Below are 14,936 nucleotides of genomic sequence, written 5' to 3'. Positions count from 1 at the left end.
CAAGCCGGATCGCTCGCTCTCCGGGCGACCGGCACGGGGCATCGCCCACTTGGTGATATAAGCAATGGCGCGGAGAACCGCCCGCGCACGCATATCAACCGCCGCGGCATTCACCGCGACAGCGCTTTAACTTGATCAGGCGCGAGACTTCGCGGTGAATAGGTTCTGGGTTGTTGGCGGCGCGTTCGCCATGTGTGCAAGAGGCGTCGCCAAATACGGAATGCGCAAGACGCGCGCTGCCAGCATGGTCGCTTCACCATGCCATTGCGCCGACCGCGACCCGATGACTGCATCGCCGGTGCCGGCATGATTGAGTGTGAAAGTCAGAACCGAGCCGGCCCGGTCGATCGAGACCGGGTGCGGCAAAGATGTGTTATCCAAGTTGTCTCCTGCTATATGATTATTTTATAGTTATTGTATACAGGGTATTCACCGAATAACAGAATGTCAATGGCCGCTGCAACGAAAGGCACGCTGGCGGGAGAAACCGTCGAAGGGCTGGACCAGGTGCTCGATGCCATCGGCCGCAAATATTACGCGCGGATGCGCACGGTCGATGCTCCCCCGGCATCGGTTGTAGCCTGTCCGGTGACCATTTGTTACGGCCATACCTTGCCCCGCAGTCTGGACAGCGATAAGGCGCAGGTCACTTCCGTTCAATCTCTGACGAACATTAGCATCGGGCGTTTTTGCGTATACCAAGTGCCCCGTTAAGCCTTAGCGCTTCACGGGGGTTTTTTGTTGCCCATAATTCCCTTGCGTTCCGCTAACAAACGACGCTCAGATCTGCGCTCTGCCCCCGTCGACGAAGAGTTCGATGCCCGTGACGAAACTCGAATCGTCTGAAGCGAGAAACAAAGCCGCTTTGGCAACTTCGTCGGCTTGCCCCATGCGTCCCATCGGGATGGTAGATAAAATCCTCGCAATAGCGTCCGCAGGCTGCTGACCAATGATCGGCGTATCAATTGGCCCCGGACTCAGTACGTTTGAACGGATGCCACGGTCCTTCAACTCCACAGTCCATCCTCGTACGAAATTGCGGATAGCGGCCTTGGTCGCGCCGTATACCCAGAAGGCATGCGTCCCCTTGGCGCTCGCGACGGAGCCCATGAGAATGATCGATGCACCGTTGTTCAAGAGCGGCAGAGCCTTTTGGACGGTGAAGAGCACGCCCTTCACGTTGGTATTGAACAGTTTGTCGAAATGCGCTTCAGTAATATCGTCCAACGTGGCGAACTCAGCGATGCCAGCGTTGGCGAAGACAATGTCGATTCTTCGCCCTGTCGCGTTGACGCTCTCATAAAGACGATCAAGATCATCCAGATTGGCGACGTCTCCACGGATGCCGGTCACATTGCCCCCGATGGCCCTCACGGCTTCGTCAAGCTCCCTCTGGCGACGGCCGGTGATGAAGACGTAGGCGCCCTCGGCGACAAAGAGCTTCGCGGCGGCGAGGCCTATCCCTGACGAGCCGCCGGTGATGACAGCCACCTTTCCCTGCAACTTATCCATAGCAACTACTCCGTTGATTGCGAATACCGGTTGGCACCTCTGGGCTGACGGCCAGTTGCCAAAAAATCACCGGACGTCGTGTCCGTCACATCGTCAAAATGACTTTGCCAAACGGCCGATCCTCTATCAGGTGACGCAAGGCTTCACGCGCTTCAGCGAGCGGGTAGACCCGCTCGACGATCGGCTTGACTGATCCGCTTACGACTAACGGAATGATGTGCTGCCACGCAGCGGCGATCGCGGCCGGTGACTGGGCGAACAGCGAGAAGCCGGCCATCCGCGCGCGCTTCCAGATCAGGTCCGTGACATCGATCGTGGTTTTGCGGCCAGCGGAGTAGCCCAACGTGATCAGGACACCGCCGTGACCGAGGCTGCTCAACGCCTCACTCGTCACAGCGCCGCCAATGCTCTCGATGACGATATCGACACCCTTGCCGGCCGTTATTCGACGAACGCCGTCAGCGAGACCTTCCTGGGTGAGGTCAATCACGTCCTCCCAGCCAAGCTCGCGCGCTCTTGCGGCTTTCGCCGCGCTGCCAGCCGTGGAGATCACCTTGCCGGCGCCCTGCGCCCGTGCGAGCTGATAGGTCGCGTTGCCGACCGACCCGCCGATTCCTGGCGCCAGCACCGTCATGCCCGGCTTGAACCCGGCGTCGGTGAGGCTGATCTGTGCGGTCAGATAAGCCACCGGAATGCTGGCCGCGACGACGTCGCCAATCGCGTCAGACAACGCCAGATGTTCCGGTCTCACCAGCAGCCATTCCTGCCATGTGCCATTCTCGCCAACGCCGTAGGGCCCGGTGAACATCACGCGGCTTCCCGTCGCGAACCCGGAGTCGCCTGCGTCCTCGATGACACCGGCGCCCTCATTGCCGAGCACCAGTGGCGCCTTGGCTCGAGGGTGTCCACCCGACAGGAGCGTGTAGTCGAGGGGAGTGACACCGGCAGCCGTCACACGAACCAGCACTCTGCCCTTCGCCGGTTGCGGCTTGGGCAATTCAATCTGCCGCAACCCGTCATAGCCCGAAAAGGTTTCCGCTTCGATCACACGCATGGGTATATCCTATAAAGTAACAGACCTGTAACTTTCATACTAGGTACCGATCTGTTACTTTGTCAATCAGAAAATCTGAATCAAAGGAGGTTGCGGATATGAAGGCAGGAGCCCGACCCCGGCGGGGAGCCCCGCCCAAGGGCGAAGTGAGCGCGCGAGAGAAGATCCTCGCGACGGCAAGCGATCTGTTTTACCGCGAGGGCATACGTGCCATCGGCGTCGACACGGTCGTCGAGCAATCCGGGGTGTCGAAGACGAGCCTCTATCGGGTATTCGACTCCAAGGACGCTTTGATCTGCGCTTTCGCCGCCGAGAAAGATCGGTTGTTCTGGGCGTGGTGGGATGACGTTGAAAAGAAGCACGCCGATGACCCGCGCGCTTTGTTGGAGGCACTGCTATCTGGAATCGCGAAACGGATTGCGCACCCCGCCTTTCGTGGCTGCCCCTTTCTTAATCTGATGGCGGAGTTTCCCGACGACAAGCATCCTGGCCGCGTTATCGCTCGAGACAACAAAGAGGAAATGCAGACGAGGCTCGCAGCGATCGTCGCCAAAATGCGTGTTAGTAATCCCAACCGCACCGCGTCTCAGATAGCGCTGGTCATCAACGGCGCATACGTCACTGGTTCGATAGCGGAGTCGGGCAATCTGAAGGGCGACCTCATTGATGCCGCCACGAAGCTGTTGGCCTAGTCGAACGCGATTACTTGCTGGAATCGGTTCTTGCCTCGAATGCGTGGACGACGGCCGCCATGTCGGATTGCCCGTGCCCCAACGCCAGGGTCTCGCCGAATAGTGCGTAGCAGACATCCAATAGCGGTGACGCGACTCCGCCTGCTCTGGCTGCATCCGCAATCAAGCGATTGTTCTCCAGCACATTGACAATCGACGCCTGCACTTCTTCGAAATCGCGTGCCACCAGCTTGTGTATTTTTACGCGCGAGATGCCGCTCGCCATCTGACCGGCGTCGACGATAGTGCGGAACTGCTGCATGTCGAGGCCATATCGTTCGGCAAAATGCGCCGCTTCCGCAAGGCCGGTGACTGTGGTCATTAGAAACAGGTTGACCGCGAGCTTCATGAGAAGCCCGTTCGGAACCGGGCCGCACATCATCGTCTGCTGGCACATTGGATCGAGCAGAAGGCGGACGCTTTCGATGGCCGCGTCTTCGCCTGCCAGCATCGCCAGGAGCTGCCCCGCTTCGGCGGGCTTGCGCGAGCCCGAGACGGGCGCTTCCACGTAGCTGCCGCCGGCTTTGCGAATGTCGGTGTCGAGTCCGCGCGAGTAGTCGGGCGAGGTCGTCCCCATATGGACGATCGTGTGGTGCGCAACGTTCGCGCCGAACTGCGACGTGCCGCGACCGAGGACAGCGTCGATTGCGTCGCCATCGACCAGCATCAGGAATACCACGCGGCTTCGTTTAAATATTTCGGCAGGACTCGTCGCGACGGTTGCGCCCGCGGCTCGCAAAGATTCGCATCTGCCAGCAGAGCGATTCCAGACAATGAGTTGTGTTCCTGCGCGGGCCAGATTGAGCGCCATGGGCTGTCCCATGATGCCTAAGCCAATGAAACCGATGTCCATGAATATCCCGCCTTCCGGTATCAAGACGAATGGTGTGTCCGGCGCGGCACGACCATGTTCACGACATGCACGAGCACGGCCTCGTCGTCCTGGTTCAGCGTGGTCGTTCGGAGCTTGATCAGGCCCTGCTCCGGACGAGACTTTGACGGTCGCACCTCGATCACCTCGCACTCGACCCGCAACTCGTCACCGGGGCGCACGGGCCGGGGCCAGCGGCACTCGTCGAGGCCGGCGCCAATGAAGCCGCCAGCCGGCTTGAGTTCGGTCTCGATCATCAACCGCATCGTCACGGCGGCGGTGTGCCAGCCGCTGGCGGCCAGACCACCGAAAATCGAGTGGCGCGCCGCCGCCTCATCGAGATGGAAGGGCTGCGGATCGAACTCGGCAGCGAACGCGAGCACCCGCTCCTTGTCGATGCGCAGCCGCCCAGAGCCGAACGTCTGCCCCACTGCAAAATCTTCCAGATAGCGCTGCTTGTTCAACTGATCCATGACCTGCTCACAATAAAGTGACTGACCTGTAACTAATTTTTATATTACGGACAGGTCTGTTACTTTGTCAAGCGAGAAATCGGAACGAGGAGCATGCAGGCATGTCCCCCCCTGCTATGCCCAAAACGCATGCCGCCCTTGCTTATAAGGTCTTTGTCGCACCCGTCACGGAAACCTACAATCGTTGCAGCAACGTACATCGAACGTTTGTACTGCAAATCTATTTTCTGATCCAGTGACGCGGTGAATCGCTCACGCATACTCAAGGAAATCAAATGTCTGCATTAGCCAAAAAAGTGGCACTCGTTACCGGTGGCTCACGCGGCATCGGTGCGGCAATCGCAAAACGTCTGGCCGCGGATGGAGCGAGTGTGGCCTTTACATACTCGAAGAACGCAAGCGCGGCGTCGGCAGTGGTCAAAGAGATCGAACTCAATGGCGGAGAGGCTATTGCAATCCAGGCGGACGCTGCTGACGTCAAAGCTGTCGAAGCCGCGGTCGAAAAAACTTTTGCGACCTTCGGCCGGCTGGATGTGCTGGTGAACAATGCCGGCACGGCCATTCCGAAACCGTTCGAAGACACGACGCTGGAGGAGATGGATAGAGTAATCGACATCAATATCCGCGGTGTATTCGCTACGACCAAGGCTGCGCTGAAGCGTCTGAATGATGGTGGCCGCATCATCATGATCGGTTCGGCGGTGGGCGAGCGCGCGATTGCGCCAGGGCTCGTGCCCTACGCAGCCACGAAAGCGGCCGTCAGGATGTTCACCCAGGCGCTGTCCAGAGAGTTGGGAGGCCGGGGGATTACGGTCAACAACGTCCAGCCAGGACCGATCGATACAGACCTGAATCCCGCCTCAGGAGACTGGGCGGTGCCGCAGAAGGCCGCCACAGCGCTCGATCGCTATGGTCGCGCTGAGGAGATTGCCGCAATGGTAGCGTTCGTTGCCGGGCCGGAGGCCTCGTACGTTACTGGGACGAATCTTACGGTTGATGGTGGGATGAATGCCTGAAGCCGTGGGCACGTTCGGTGTATGGATTTGAAGAAGCTCAACGTCCGAGCGGACGCAACGGAGAGTTGATGAGCTAACGCAGTTGGCTCTCCGTTAAAGATCCCGCAAATGGAGAGACTCGAAATCCTTTTTGCTGGAAGAGGAGGAACTGAAGCCGTCATCGCCCCCAATACAAGGGCAAACGAAAATGCGTATGACCGAGCGTCGCTGCTTCGTGGCAGCTACGCTACGGATGCTTGTTTTTCGGCCGCTATCGATCTGCAGCGGGCGAGTAGATGGTCGATTCTGGAAAGAAACAAACTCAATATCGGCGAAGTGTTGGCCTTGCTATAGCCGATGACCAGGTCGATAGTCGGCGGTTCAACATCAAGTGGACGGCTTGTCACCGACGCGGGAAGGAAATTCCTCGCGTAACACGGAAGCAACGCGAGACCGCGTGTCGATGCCACCATTGACACCGCCATCGCGAGGTTATCCACTTCGTAGCTTGCACGAATGTCCAGACCTGATTGCAGGACAAACTCGTCGATGACGGTCCGCACAGTAGGGGCAGTGTGCGAAACGGTGATGAACGTCTCGCCAACGAACTGCTGAAGAGCGATCTTTTCGCAAGCCGCGAGAGGGTGATCACTTGGCAAAACCACCACCAATGGCTCCTTGACAACAAGCCGGTACTCCAGGTCCGGCACGTTCGGCTCCGGCCGCATGAATGCGAGGTCGAGCTCGCCTTTCACCAGGGCATCGCGAAGCGACGGCGAGTATTGGCTGGAGACCGTAACCTCAATTTTCGGGAGTTCGTCGCGGAGAACCCGCATCGCCTCCGGCAACCACTCGATCTCCTGCCCAGTAAGGAATCCAAGCGCGAATACGGGCTTTAAACGATGCGCCGCGCGTCGAGCCGCTTCAATGGCGGATTGCGCTTGCGCTAACGTTCCACGAGCGTGCTCGAGGAACGCCTGACCTGCCGCTGTCAATTCAACTCCGCGGGCGCCGCGTATCAGCAAATCAACGCCCACCTCCTCTTCAAGATCGCGGATCTGACGGCTGAGGGAGGGCTGGGCCGTATGCAGCCGCTGTTCGGCCGCCGTCGTGAAGCTACCCGTCTCCGCAACAGCGACAAAGTAGCGAAGATGTCGAAGCTCCATTGCTCTCTCCCCATGCCTGCCGAATATGGCTCCAGATATACAAAGTCTTATTCCGGGCCGCCGAAACATTCTACGCTTAAGCCTAATTTGAGTTTCAACCCGGAATTGATCGCGAATTTAGCCGGGTGACGCCATGCGAACCCGAGCAGCAACGGCTAACCCATACCTCCAAGGACTTAACGTGACGAATCGTGTTGTTTTAATTACCGGCGCCCTGACGGGAATCGGCCGAGCCGCGGCGTTCGCTTTTGCGAACGACGGCGCACGGGTGGTGGTTTCTGGTCGCAGGGCGGCCGAGGGCAAAACGTTGGAAGAGGAATTGCGCCGCCTCGGTGCCGAGGCCGAGTTCGTTATTGCTGACGTACGTCGCGAAGACGACGTGAGTGCCCTGGTGGACAAGGCGATGACGCGCTTCGGCCGGCTCGACGTCGTCGTCAACAATGCGGGTGTCGAGGGCAAGCCAGGCCCCGTTACCGATGTATCTGCCGACGCCTACACAGCCTTGTTCGACACCAACGTGCTGGGAACGCTGTGGGGACTGAAACACGCTTTACGCGTCATGCAGCCGCAGGGCAGCGGGAACGTCATCAACATCTCATCGACGCTCGGAGAGCGCGGCGGCGCCAATCTCTCGCTCTACGCGGGCAGTAAGCATGCTGTGGAAGGGATCACGAAGTCCGCGGCGATCGAGGCCGCGGCTTACGGTGTCCGCGTGAATGCGGTGGCGCCAGGACCGACCGAGACAGCAATGCTGGACCGCCTCACTGGTTCAACCGACAAGCGTGCGGCGTTCTACTCCGCCGTACCGCTCAAGCGCGGCGCAACGCCTGAGGAAATCGCCGATGCCGTCGTCTTTGTCGCGTCAGACAAGGCAGCCTTTATCACCGGACAAATCATCAGAGTAAACGGCGGCAAGACGGCGAGTTGAAGATAGTCGATTCGATTTTGACGCGCCTGGAAAGCGCCGCTGGCCACGTTATTTACAGGAACCTGTATGTCAAAGCTTTTCTCACCGATCCGCATCGGCGCAATCGAATTGTCGCACCGTGTGGTGCTCGCGCCGCTCACGAGAATGCGGGCGGACGTCCCCGGTAACGTGCCGGGCGACCTGATGGTCACATACTACGAACAGCGTGCATCTCAAGGAGGGCTTCTGATAGCGGAGGCTACTTTCATCACGCCAGCCGGGAATGGGGGTTATGGATCACCTGGAATCTATACCGACGAACAGGTGGCAGGATGGCAGAGAATTGTCGACGCAGTGCACGCGAAGGGTGGACGGATCTTCCTGCAACTTTGGCACGTCGGGCGACAATCGCATGTCGACCTTCAGCCAAACGGCCAGGCGCCGATTGCGCCGTCCGTAACCAATGCCGAAGTTCGGGCGCTTCTAGCGAGTGGCCCCAGTGCCGCGTCTGCCCCGAGAGCAATCGAACTCTCCGAAATACCGGGACTTGTTGACGACTATCGCCAAGCGGCCCGACGAGCGAAGGAGGCCGGTTTCGACGGTGTGGAACTACACGCCGCGAATGGCTATATCATCGACCAGTTTCTTCAGGACAACTCCAACTTACGTACAGATGCATACGGTGGCTCTGTAGAGAATCGCGCCCGCTTCCTCCTCGAAGTTGTCGACGCCGTGGCAAGCGTCTGGGGCGCTGATCGCGTCGGTGTTCGCATTGGACCAAGCAATAAGTTCGGTGGCATGGGCGACAGCTCGCCAGCAGTGACTTTCCCTTACGTTGCCCGAGCGCTATCGGCATACGGTTTGGCTTATCTTCATGTCATCGAACCGCGGGTCACGGGAAACGTCTCAGACGATTCGCAGAGCCCCGTGGCCGCCGGGCAACTCCGACCTCTATTCGGTGGTCCGGTGATCGCCGCTGGTGGGTTTGACGCAACCGGTGCTGAAGCAATCATCAGAGCGGCCGACGCGGACCTTGTCGCGTTCGGCAGGCACTTCCTCGCAAATCCGGATCTTCCCGAGCGGATGAAGCGCGATCTCCTCCTCAATCCCTACGACCGCGACACGTTTTACTACGGTGGGAAAAAAGGATACGCCGATTACCCTATATACGAGGCCAAACATTGACCAAGGAGACCAGATGCGCCGGCTTTCGTAAGCTCGCGGCCAGCGAGGCCGACGCACCTGGATCAGAAACTCGAGAGCGGCCCGAGGGTGACCTTGGCCAGAGCACCTGGAACTAGAGAATGATCTTCGATCACCGTACTTACACCATCAAGCCGAACCGGCTCGCCCGATTTCTGGAGACCTACGAGCGCCTGGCGTTGCCGCTTCAGCGAAAATATCTTGGTGAACCCTATGGTTTCTTTGTGACCCATATCGGGCCGCTTAGCCGGGTTGTTCATCTCTGGCAATACGACAGTTTGGCGGATCGCGAGCAACGCCGCGACGCCATGGAAGCAGATCCGGAATGGCAAGCATACCGGCGCGTCGCGCTGGAAGAAGACACACTTGTCGATATGGAAAATCTGATCGTTAAGCCTGTTCCCTTCTTCCAACCGCGCGCAGTCACAACGGATTAACAAAATGCCAATCGAAACGCCCCTCCTGTACGAATCCAAAGGTTCACCAAATGCTCGCCGTGTTCGTGTCTTTATCGCCGAGAAGGGTATTGAAATTGCACGAAGAGCGATTGATCTTGGTAGCAGGGAGCAATTTTCAGACGCCTTCAAGGCCGTGAATCCACGAATGCAGGTTCCTGCGCTGCAACTCGCCGATGGAACGGTTATCACGGAAGTGCTTGCTATCTGGCGCTATCTTGAGGAAGCCTATCCACACAAGCCGCTTCTTGGTGCGACAGCCAAGGACAAGGCACTCGTCACCATGTGGGAGCGACGCGCGGAGCTGGATGGCTTCGCCCCGGTCATGGAAGCGGTCCGAAATGCTCTGCCCGGATTGAAGGGACGAGCATTGTCGGGGCCGCACGATTACGAGCAGATTCCTGCATTGGTAGAGCGTAGCAAGCAGCGCGTGTCGAACTTCTTCGCAGATTTCAATGCACGACTCGAAAGTGCCCCGTTTGTCGCTGGTGACGAATTCTCAGCTGCAGACATTACGACCCTCGTTACCGTCGATTTCGCGGCAAATGCTCTGAAAATGCCAATTCCCGAATCTCACCAATCGTTTAGGCGCTGGTACGAAAGCATCTCGTCCCGGCCAGCTTCGAGTGCATGATCGCGACATCGGGAAGGCTACTCGACCGTAGAAAAAATCTTTTGACTTTGTCAGTGTTGGGTAAGTCCTGTTGGGCAAGTATGGGATTGCTGACCGCGGCCCGCTGGCCGCGTCTCGCCTAAGCGTGTTCTATTAGTCAGTCCGACGACCTTAGGCCAATGCTGCTTCGACTTGATGCGGACTGAAGGTTGACCGGGTCCCATGCCGGCCGAAATCGTCGCCGCTTCCTCAAACAATCAACAGGAAATCTCTATGCGTTTGAAGGTCACTCCAAACGTCAGCGCCAGATACTGGGCGGCGATCATGCTTGCGAGCATCTGCGGAACGAACCTGGGTGACATCATTCCCGACGTCCTCAAGCTGGCACCGGCCAAAGGCCTGATCGTGCTAGCGCTTTTGTTTGCAATATTGGTGCTTGTTGAGCGTGCAAGCGCCAAAGGCAGCGAAGCCTTTTACTGGATCGCCATACTCCTTGTGCGAGCGGCAGCAACCAATATTGCGGACTATTCGATAGACCACGCGCATCTCACCTACTTCGACGTTGTTACCACCTTGGTGATCATCTTCATCGGAATTGTGATGCTACGACGTCGATCGACACTCGAACAAACAAAGGGCGCATTGCAAACAGACGGCTTTTATTGGCTGACCATGCTGATCGCGGGAACCCTTGGAACAGTAACTGCGGACGCAATTGGCCACTCCTTCAATTCAGTCAGGATTGGCGTCCCGATATCCGCGTCAATCGCAACGCTAGTACTGCTTCTGATCTTGATTGCGAGAGCACGCCTAATGAAGTTCGGTGCCACAAGCTACTGGGTGGCTGTCGCCGCCATCAGATGGTGGGGCACCAATGTCGGCGACATGTCGGCATTTTTTCTTTCGCTGATTCCAAGTGCTGCATTAAGCGGGTTTGCGCTCTCGGCCCTGTTGTCAGCTTCGGCCATCATTTCTTCATCCGCGACCAGGCGCCAGCTCGAAGAGCATTCGTAACACGTCCGCCATCGTCCGGATCGGCAGTGGGTGCCAGGATTGCACACGCCAAAATTACACTTGGGAGCTTACTCTAAAGATGGAAACAGTCTCGTCGAGGCGCGTCGCCTGTTCGTCGAGCGATTGCGCAGCGGCCGCCGCCTCTTCGACCAGCGCCGCATTCTGCTGTGTAACCTGATCGATCTGACCGATGGCAACGTTAACTTCCTCGATGCCATGACCCTGCAAATCCGACGCCGCAGCGATCTCCTCGACTATGCCTGCGACCCGGCGTATCGCCTGCTGCACCTCTGCGGTAGCGCGCCCCGCCTCTTGCGCCTGTTGCGAGCCCGCTTGAATCGTTGCTACTGATTGCTCGATTAGATCCTTAATCTCCTTCGCAGCAGACGAAGAACGTTGCGCAAGACTGCGCACCTCCGCCGCGACAACCGCGAAGCCCCGCCCTTGTTCGCCCGCGCGCGCCGCCTCAACCGCCGCATTCAGCGCGAGAATGTTGGTCTGGAAGGCGACTCCTTCGATCATCGATATGATTTCTGCGATCCGTGAGGAACTCGACGCGATTTCGTTCATCGTGTCGACCATCCGTTCAACCGCCCTATTTCCTTCATCAGAAATTCGCGTCGTGCTGATAGCAAGCGCGTTGGCCTGCCGCGCGGCGTCGGCGTTTTGCTGCACTGTTGCCGTGAGCTCGCCGAGGTTGCTGGCCGTCTGTTGCAGCGACGCGGCCTGCTGTTCAGTACGCGAAGACAAATCGAGGTTGCCGGCGGCAATCTGCTTCGACGCCACACCGACCGCATCGCTCGATGAACGCACCTCGGCGACAACGCCGGCCATCTGCTCAAGCAGGCTGTTCAATGCCGTTGCCGTGTGACCGATCTCGTCCATTCGCACAACGCTTGCGCGCTGCGAAAGATCCAGTGACTGGCTGACCCGCTGAAGCGTTTCCTGCATCTGACGCATACCCAGGCTGATAAGCGCATAGAGGCGGCTCCCCAGCACCCCGGTCACCACGAGTGCCGCGCCTGCAACGGCGAGCATCAGGCCGAATGCAAATCGGTACGCATTCGCGTTTTCTTCGCGCACGAGGTTACCGCGAGCGATGTCCTCGCTCAGATGCTCGTGCAACCCATCGTTCAGCGCCAGCGCAGCGTTATGAACGGCGCCGCCGTCGTGAAGCATTGCGAGGGCGCCATCGCGCTCGCCCACCTGCATCTTCTCGAAGAACGCTTGACGGGCGTCGCGATACGCGGTCATGCGGGTACGATCCGCTTCGAACAGTTTTCGATCGGCGTCGTCGGAGACTTCGTGAGCCAGCGCGCGAGCAATCACGTCGTCAAACTGACGGTCTGATTCGGCAATTTCCCGTTTCATGCCCGAGCGGCTGGCATCGTCGACGCCGTCGACCACATAGCGGTAAACGGCAAGCCGCATTGCGGCAACGTTATCAAGCGCGGCCGATATCGATTTCAGGCTCGGCACCGTGCGCGTCTCCAGCCCTTCGATACGCTGGTAGGATGCGCGAAGTTGCATTAATCCGTAGCCGCCAACCACCGCCAGCGCGAGCAACGCGCCACCGAGTGTCATAGCGAGCCAGCGAACAATCGTCATGTTTTTCATTATCTTTGCGTTTCCTGCGATTGCGCGCGGTGGATCCCGAGAGCATCCGTGTATAACGGCTCACCGCAGACGATTATTCAGCGTTGCCGGCATCAAATTAATCAAAAGGCCCGATAGATAAAAGTTATGTGTTGCGCACGAGCTGGCGCTGCTGTGCCGCTATCAACTTAAACCAACCCGCCTCCACGATTCCCGGGGCAATTCCGGGGCAACTCAATCGGCAGCAGGTCTGCGGCAAGCGCTCATTCGTCAGCCGGTTTGGCAATGGCGTCCAGTTGATAGAGTTCCAGCTTGCGATATAGCGTGCTGCGCGAGACACCCAATGAGCGGGCCGCCTGGGCGAGATTGCCGTGAGCATCCTGCACTGCCCGGACGATGGCCAAGCGCTCCGTTTCCTCCAGACTGCCCGATTGCTTGTGCGCAGGCAGTACAACGCCGGCGGTACCGGTTTCGTCGAGCAGTTCAGCAGGCAGCTCGTCGAGCGTCACCGCCTCTTCGTTGGACGTCAGGAGCAGATTTTCGATGACGTTGCGCATCTCCCTGACATTACCGGGCCATGAATAAGCGCGTAGCACCGTCATGATGTCGTCGCTTAGTCGCCGCTCGGGCACCGCGTGGCGTTGCGCGAGTCGCCGGTTGAAAAACGCGACGAGGAGATCGATATCGATGTCCCGTTCGCGCAGCGGCGGAATGCGGATACGCGTCACGCTGATGCGGTAGTAGAGATCACGTCGGAAGTGGCCCGAGTCGACCTCTTCGCGCAGATTGCGATTGGTCATTGCCAGCAGGCGCACGTCGACGCGCCGCGGCTGAGTGTCCCCTAGCCGGTAAATGACGCCCTCCTCCAGGGCGCGCAACAGGACCGGTTGAAGTTCGAGCGGCATCTCTCCGATTTCGTCGAGACATAGCGTGCCGCCGTGAGCCAGTTCGAATCGGCCGGGCCGCCCTTCGGCAGTCGCGCCCGTAAAGGCACCACGCACGTGGCCGAACAACTCGCTGGCGATCAGTTCTTTCGACGCGGCTCCGCAGTTGTACGCGACGAAAGGCCCACCTCCTCCTTCTTCGCCATGGATGGCGCGCGCGAAGAGTTCCTTGCCGACCCCGGTTTCGCCCTCGATCAGAACCGGAACACGCCTGCGGGCAAGCTGACGACCGCGGTTGATGGCGGCCAGCATTGCTGCACTTTGCCCCTGGATCTGCGCGAAGCAGCTGCGCTGCGGATCGGCCTCGCCACTGCGCTCGGCGATCCGGGCGTTGATGGGCTGCGATCGCACAGGAACAACGAGCATGGCACCGATCGTGTTGCCATCGACCACAACCGGGTTGAGCCAGTCGGCATGCAAACCTTTGGGCAGATGTTGCGCCCAGTCCTCCACCGCGGAACTCTCATCCATACCGGGGAAGCGTTCTCCAATGCTGACCGGCAATGGCACCCTGCCGGTGGTATGCACAAGCCGCCCGGCCCGATCGATCGCGATCATCCCGGTGGCATCGGATGACGACAGGCGCTGCAGACAGAAGGCCAGCAGGCGCATATGCTCGCGAGCCGCCTGTTCGGCCAGCACCATTTCAATCTGACGCGCGGCCGTTACCGCCAAGGTGAGATTGTTGATCTGATAGGTGGAAGGCGGCCCGGAAATGTCGAGCACGCCGAGAATCTTGCCGGTGCCAGGTTCGCAAATCGGCGCCGCCGCGCAACTCCACGACTTGATCCCTTCGCAGAAGTGCTCGGAGCCGTGGATATAGCTGGGCTGGCCGGTGGCGAGCGTGGTGCCGATGCCGTTGGTGCCGGCCTGGCCTTCACGCCAGTCGCCACCCATCGTCAAATGAATTTTTTCGCCGGCCGCCAAGGTACGCAAGTCTCCTGCGGCCTTGAGAATCACACCATCCTGATTGGTGAGCAGCAGGATCGAATGCGAATCCGCAAAGAGATCTGCGGTCACCGTGAAAAGACGATCAGACGCCGCCAGCAACTCCCGGTGCCGCCAGCGCAGCGCCTCGACTGCGTCGCCGTGAACCGCGAACGGTGCCGATCCCGCAGTGGGATTGACCCCAGATTGCAGACTGCGTCGCCAGGAGTCGATCAGCGCCGAAGGCGCGGACGTGGACGGCTCGCCCGCGAGAAAACGCTCCCATGCGAGCATCGTGACCCGGTCTGAGTGACGGTCGTTCGCACGCTGCGCGTTAGCCACTACCCGGCGCAGAGCGGCCTGATTGCCAAGACCCGACATGGTGCTGAGCTGCTGTCTCGTCACAACTCTCCTCCTATGCGATGGGTCAGCTCGGAACCTGCTCTGCGGCTGGCTTCGGCGTGACTCGCAAATA

General features: G+C 59.1%; 16 protein-coding genes. 8 read left to right on the top strand and 8 right to left on the bottom strand.

Annotated elements, in window-relative coordinates; all coding sequences use genetic code 11:
* Positions 1 to 135: 135 nt before the first annotated feature.
* Positions 136 to 381, bottom strand: a complete 246-nt coding sequence (locus M0D68_RS28295; RefSeq protein WP_266226023.1) for a hypothetical protein — start codon at positions 379 to 381, stop codon at positions 136 to 138.
* A gap of 69 nt (positions 382 to 450) precedes the next feature.
* Between M0D68_RS28295 and M0D68_RS28290 the strand changes: the two genes are divergently transcribed.
* Positions 451 to 714: a hypothetical protein gene (locus M0D68_RS28290; RefSeq protein ID WP_256456427.1), complete on the top strand. Its 264-nt coding sequence runs from the start codon at positions 451 to 453 to the stop codon at positions 712 to 714.
* A gap of 66 nt (positions 715 to 780) precedes the next feature.
* Here the strand turns inward: M0D68_RS28290 and M0D68_RS28285 are convergent, their stop codons facing one another.
* Positions 781 to 1,512, bottom strand: a complete 732-nt coding sequence (locus M0D68_RS28285) for an SDR family oxidoreductase (protein ID WP_266226022.1) — start codon at positions 1,510 to 1,512, stop codon at positions 781 to 783.
* 85 nt (positions 1,513 to 1,597) lie between these two features.
* Positions 1,598 to 2,566 carry a zinc-binding alcohol dehydrogenase family protein gene (locus M0D68_RS28280; protein ID WP_266226020.1) on the bottom strand — a complete coding sequence of 323 codons (969 nt, stop codon included), beginning with the start codon at positions 2,564 to 2,566 and terminating at the stop codon, positions 1,598 to 1,600.
* A 98-nt stretch (positions 2,567 to 2,664) separates the two neighbouring features.
* On the opposite strand from M0D68_RS28280, the gene M0D68_RS28275 reads away from it, so the two are divergent.
* Positions 2,665 to 3,258, top strand: a complete 594-nt coding sequence (locus M0D68_RS28275) for a TetR/AcrR family transcriptional regulator (RefSeq protein WP_200622693.1) — start codon at positions 2,665 to 2,667, stop codon at positions 3,256 to 3,258.
* 10 nt (positions 3,259 to 3,268) lie between these two features.
* Here M0D68_RS28275 and M0D68_RS28270 read toward each other — a convergent pair whose 3' ends face one another.
* Positions 3,269 to 4,150 carry an NAD(P)-dependent oxidoreductase gene (locus tag M0D68_RS28270; RefSeq protein WP_266226019.1) on the bottom strand — a complete coding sequence of 294 codons (882 nt, stop codon included), beginning with the start codon at positions 4,148 to 4,150 and terminating at the stop codon, positions 3,269 to 3,271.
* Between the two features lie 20 nt (positions 4,151 to 4,170).
* Positions 4,171 to 4,632: a MaoC family dehydratase gene (locus M0D68_RS28265; protein ID WP_200654905.1), complete on the bottom strand. Its 462-nt coding sequence runs from the start codon at positions 4,630 to 4,632 to the stop codon at positions 4,171 to 4,173.
* Between the two features lie 284 nt (positions 4,633 to 4,916).
* Between M0D68_RS28265 and M0D68_RS28260 the strand changes: the two genes are divergently transcribed.
* Complete coding sequence (locus M0D68_RS28260; RefSeq protein ID WP_266226018.1) at positions 4,917 to 5,657, top strand: SDR family NAD(P)-dependent oxidoreductase; 741 nt, start codon at positions 4,917 to 4,919, stop codon at positions 5,655 to 5,657.
* Between the two features lie 221 nt (positions 5,658 to 5,878).
* Here the strand turns inward: M0D68_RS28260 and M0D68_RS28255 are convergent, their stop codons facing one another.
* On the bottom strand, positions 5,879 to 6,802 hold the full coding sequence (locus M0D68_RS28255) for a LysR family transcriptional regulator (protein WP_200654904.1): 924 nt from the start codon (positions 6,800 to 6,802) through the stop codon (positions 5,879 to 5,881).
* Positions 6,803 to 6,983: 181 nt separating this feature from the next.
* Here M0D68_RS28255 and M0D68_RS28250 point away from each other — a divergent pair, with 181 nt between their 5' ends.
* The 5 genes from M0D68_RS28250 to M0D68_RS28230 all read left to right on the top strand — a co-directional run bounded on the left by M0D68_RS28250 (position 6,984) and on the right by M0D68_RS28230 (position 10,994).
* Positions 6,984 to 7,730 (top strand): SDR family NAD(P)-dependent oxidoreductase, encoded by a 747-nt coding sequence (locus tag M0D68_RS28250; protein ID WP_093632517.1) that lies wholly within the window; start codon positions 6,984 to 6,986, stop codon positions 7,728 to 7,730.
* 66 nt (positions 7,731 to 7,796) lie between these two features.
* The gene (locus M0D68_RS28245) at positions 7,797 to 8,894 is read left to right on the top strand and encodes an alkene reductase (RefSeq protein WP_266226016.1); all 1,098 of its coding nucleotides are present in this window, start codon (positions 7,797 to 7,799) and stop codon (positions 8,892 to 8,894) included.
* A gap of 119 nt (positions 8,895 to 9,013) precedes the next feature.
* On the top strand, positions 9,014 to 9,349 hold the full coding sequence (locus M0D68_RS28240) for an NIPSNAP family protein (RefSeq protein WP_266211967.1): 336 nt from the start codon (positions 9,014 to 9,016) through the stop codon (positions 9,347 to 9,349).
* Positions 9,350 to 9,353: 4 nt separating this feature from the next.
* Complete coding sequence (locus M0D68_RS28235; protein WP_266226014.1) at positions 9,354 to 10,001, top strand: glutathione S-transferase family protein; 648 nt, start codon at positions 9,354 to 9,356, stop codon at positions 9,999 to 10,001.
* A 201-nt stretch (positions 10,002 to 10,202) separates the two neighbouring features.
* A complete protein-coding gene (locus M0D68_RS28230) occupies positions 10,203 to 10,994 on the top strand; it encodes a hypothetical protein (protein ID WP_266226012.1) in 792 nt (263 codons plus the stop codon).
* A gap of 54 nt (positions 10,995 to 11,048) precedes the next feature.
* On the opposite strand, the gene M0D68_RS28225 is transcribed toward M0D68_RS28230, so the two are convergent.
* Together M0D68_RS28225 and M0D68_RS28220 are read right to left on the bottom strand one after the other, a co-directional pair.
* Positions 11,049 to 12,602 carry a methyl-accepting chemotaxis protein gene (locus M0D68_RS28225; RefSeq protein WP_266226010.1) on the bottom strand — a complete coding sequence of 518 codons (1,554 nt, stop codon included), beginning with the start codon at positions 12,600 to 12,602 and terminating at the stop codon, positions 11,049 to 11,051.
* Positions 12,603 to 12,853: 251 nt separating this feature from the next.
* Positions 12,854 to 14,842: a sigma-54-dependent Fis family transcriptional regulator gene (locus M0D68_RS28220; protein ID WP_266226058.1), complete on the bottom strand. Its 1,989-nt coding sequence runs from the start codon at positions 14,840 to 14,842 to the stop codon at positions 12,854 to 12,856.
* Positions 14,843 to 14,936: the final 94 nt, after the last annotated feature.

Source organism: Paraburkholderia sp. SEWSISQ10-3 4 (genome assembly GCF_030464785.1).
Lineage (GTDB): Bacteria > Pseudomonadota > Gammaproteobacteria > Burkholderiales > Burkholderiaceae > Paraburkholderia > Paraburkholderia aspalathi.
Note: the sequence above shows the minus strand (reverse complement) of the source record. Positions and strands in the feature narration are given on the sequence as shown.

What these genes read in the sequence shown, in the direction of transcription:
- M0D68_RS28230 (WP_266226012.1), top strand. Translation starts at nt 10,203, where the DNA reads ATGCCGGCCGAAATCGTCGCCGCTTCCTCAAACAATCAACAGGAAATC.
- M0D68_RS28245 (WP_266226016.1), top strand. Translation starts at nt 7,797, where the DNA reads ATGTCAAAGCTTTTCTCACCGATCCGCATCGGCGCAATCGAATTGTCG.
- M0D68_RS28255 (WP_200654904.1), bottom strand. Translation starts at nt 6,802, where the DNA reads ATGGAGCTTCGACATCTTCGCTACTTTGTCGCTGTTGCGGAGACGGGT.
- M0D68_RS28260 (WP_266226018.1), top strand. Translation starts at nt 4,917, where the DNA reads ATGTCTGCATTAGCCAAAAAAGTGGCACTCGTTACCGGTGGCTCACGC.
- M0D68_RS28235 (WP_266226014.1), top strand. Translation starts at nt 9,354, where the DNA reads ATGCCAATCGAAACGCCCCTCCTGTACGAATCCAAAGGTTCACCAAAT.
- M0D68_RS28275 (WP_200622693.1), top strand. Translation starts at nt 2,665, where the DNA reads ATGAAGGCAGGAGCCCGACCCCGGCGGGGAGCCCCGCCCAAGGGCGAA.
- M0D68_RS28225 (WP_266226010.1), bottom strand. Translation starts at nt 12,602, where the DNA reads ATGACGATTGTTCGCTGGCTCGCTATGACACTCGGTGGCGCGTTGCTC.
- M0D68_RS28285 (WP_266226022.1), bottom strand. Translation starts at nt 1,512, where the DNA reads ATGGATAAGTTGCAGGGAAAGGTGGCTGTCATCACCGGCGGCTCGTCA.
- M0D68_RS28280 (WP_266226020.1), bottom strand. Translation starts at nt 2,566, where the DNA reads ATGCGTGTGATCGAAGCGGAAACCTTTTCGGGCTATGACGGGTTGCGG.
- M0D68_RS28240 (WP_266211967.1), top strand. Translation starts at nt 9,014, where the DNA reads ATGATCTTCGATCACCGTACTTACACCATCAAGCCGAACCGGCTCGCC.
- M0D68_RS28270 (WP_266226019.1), bottom strand. Translation starts at nt 4,150, where the DNA reads ATGGACATCGGTTTCATTGGCTTAGGCATCATGGGACAGCCCATGGCG.
- M0D68_RS28290 (WP_256456427.1), top strand. Translation starts at nt 451, where the DNA reads ATGGCCGCTGCAACGAAAGGCACGCTGGCGGGAGAAACCGTCGAAGGG.
- M0D68_RS28220 (WP_266226058.1), bottom strand. Translation starts at nt 14,842, where the DNA reads ATGTCGGGTCTTGGCAATCAGGCCGCTCTGCGCCGGGTAGTGGCTAAC.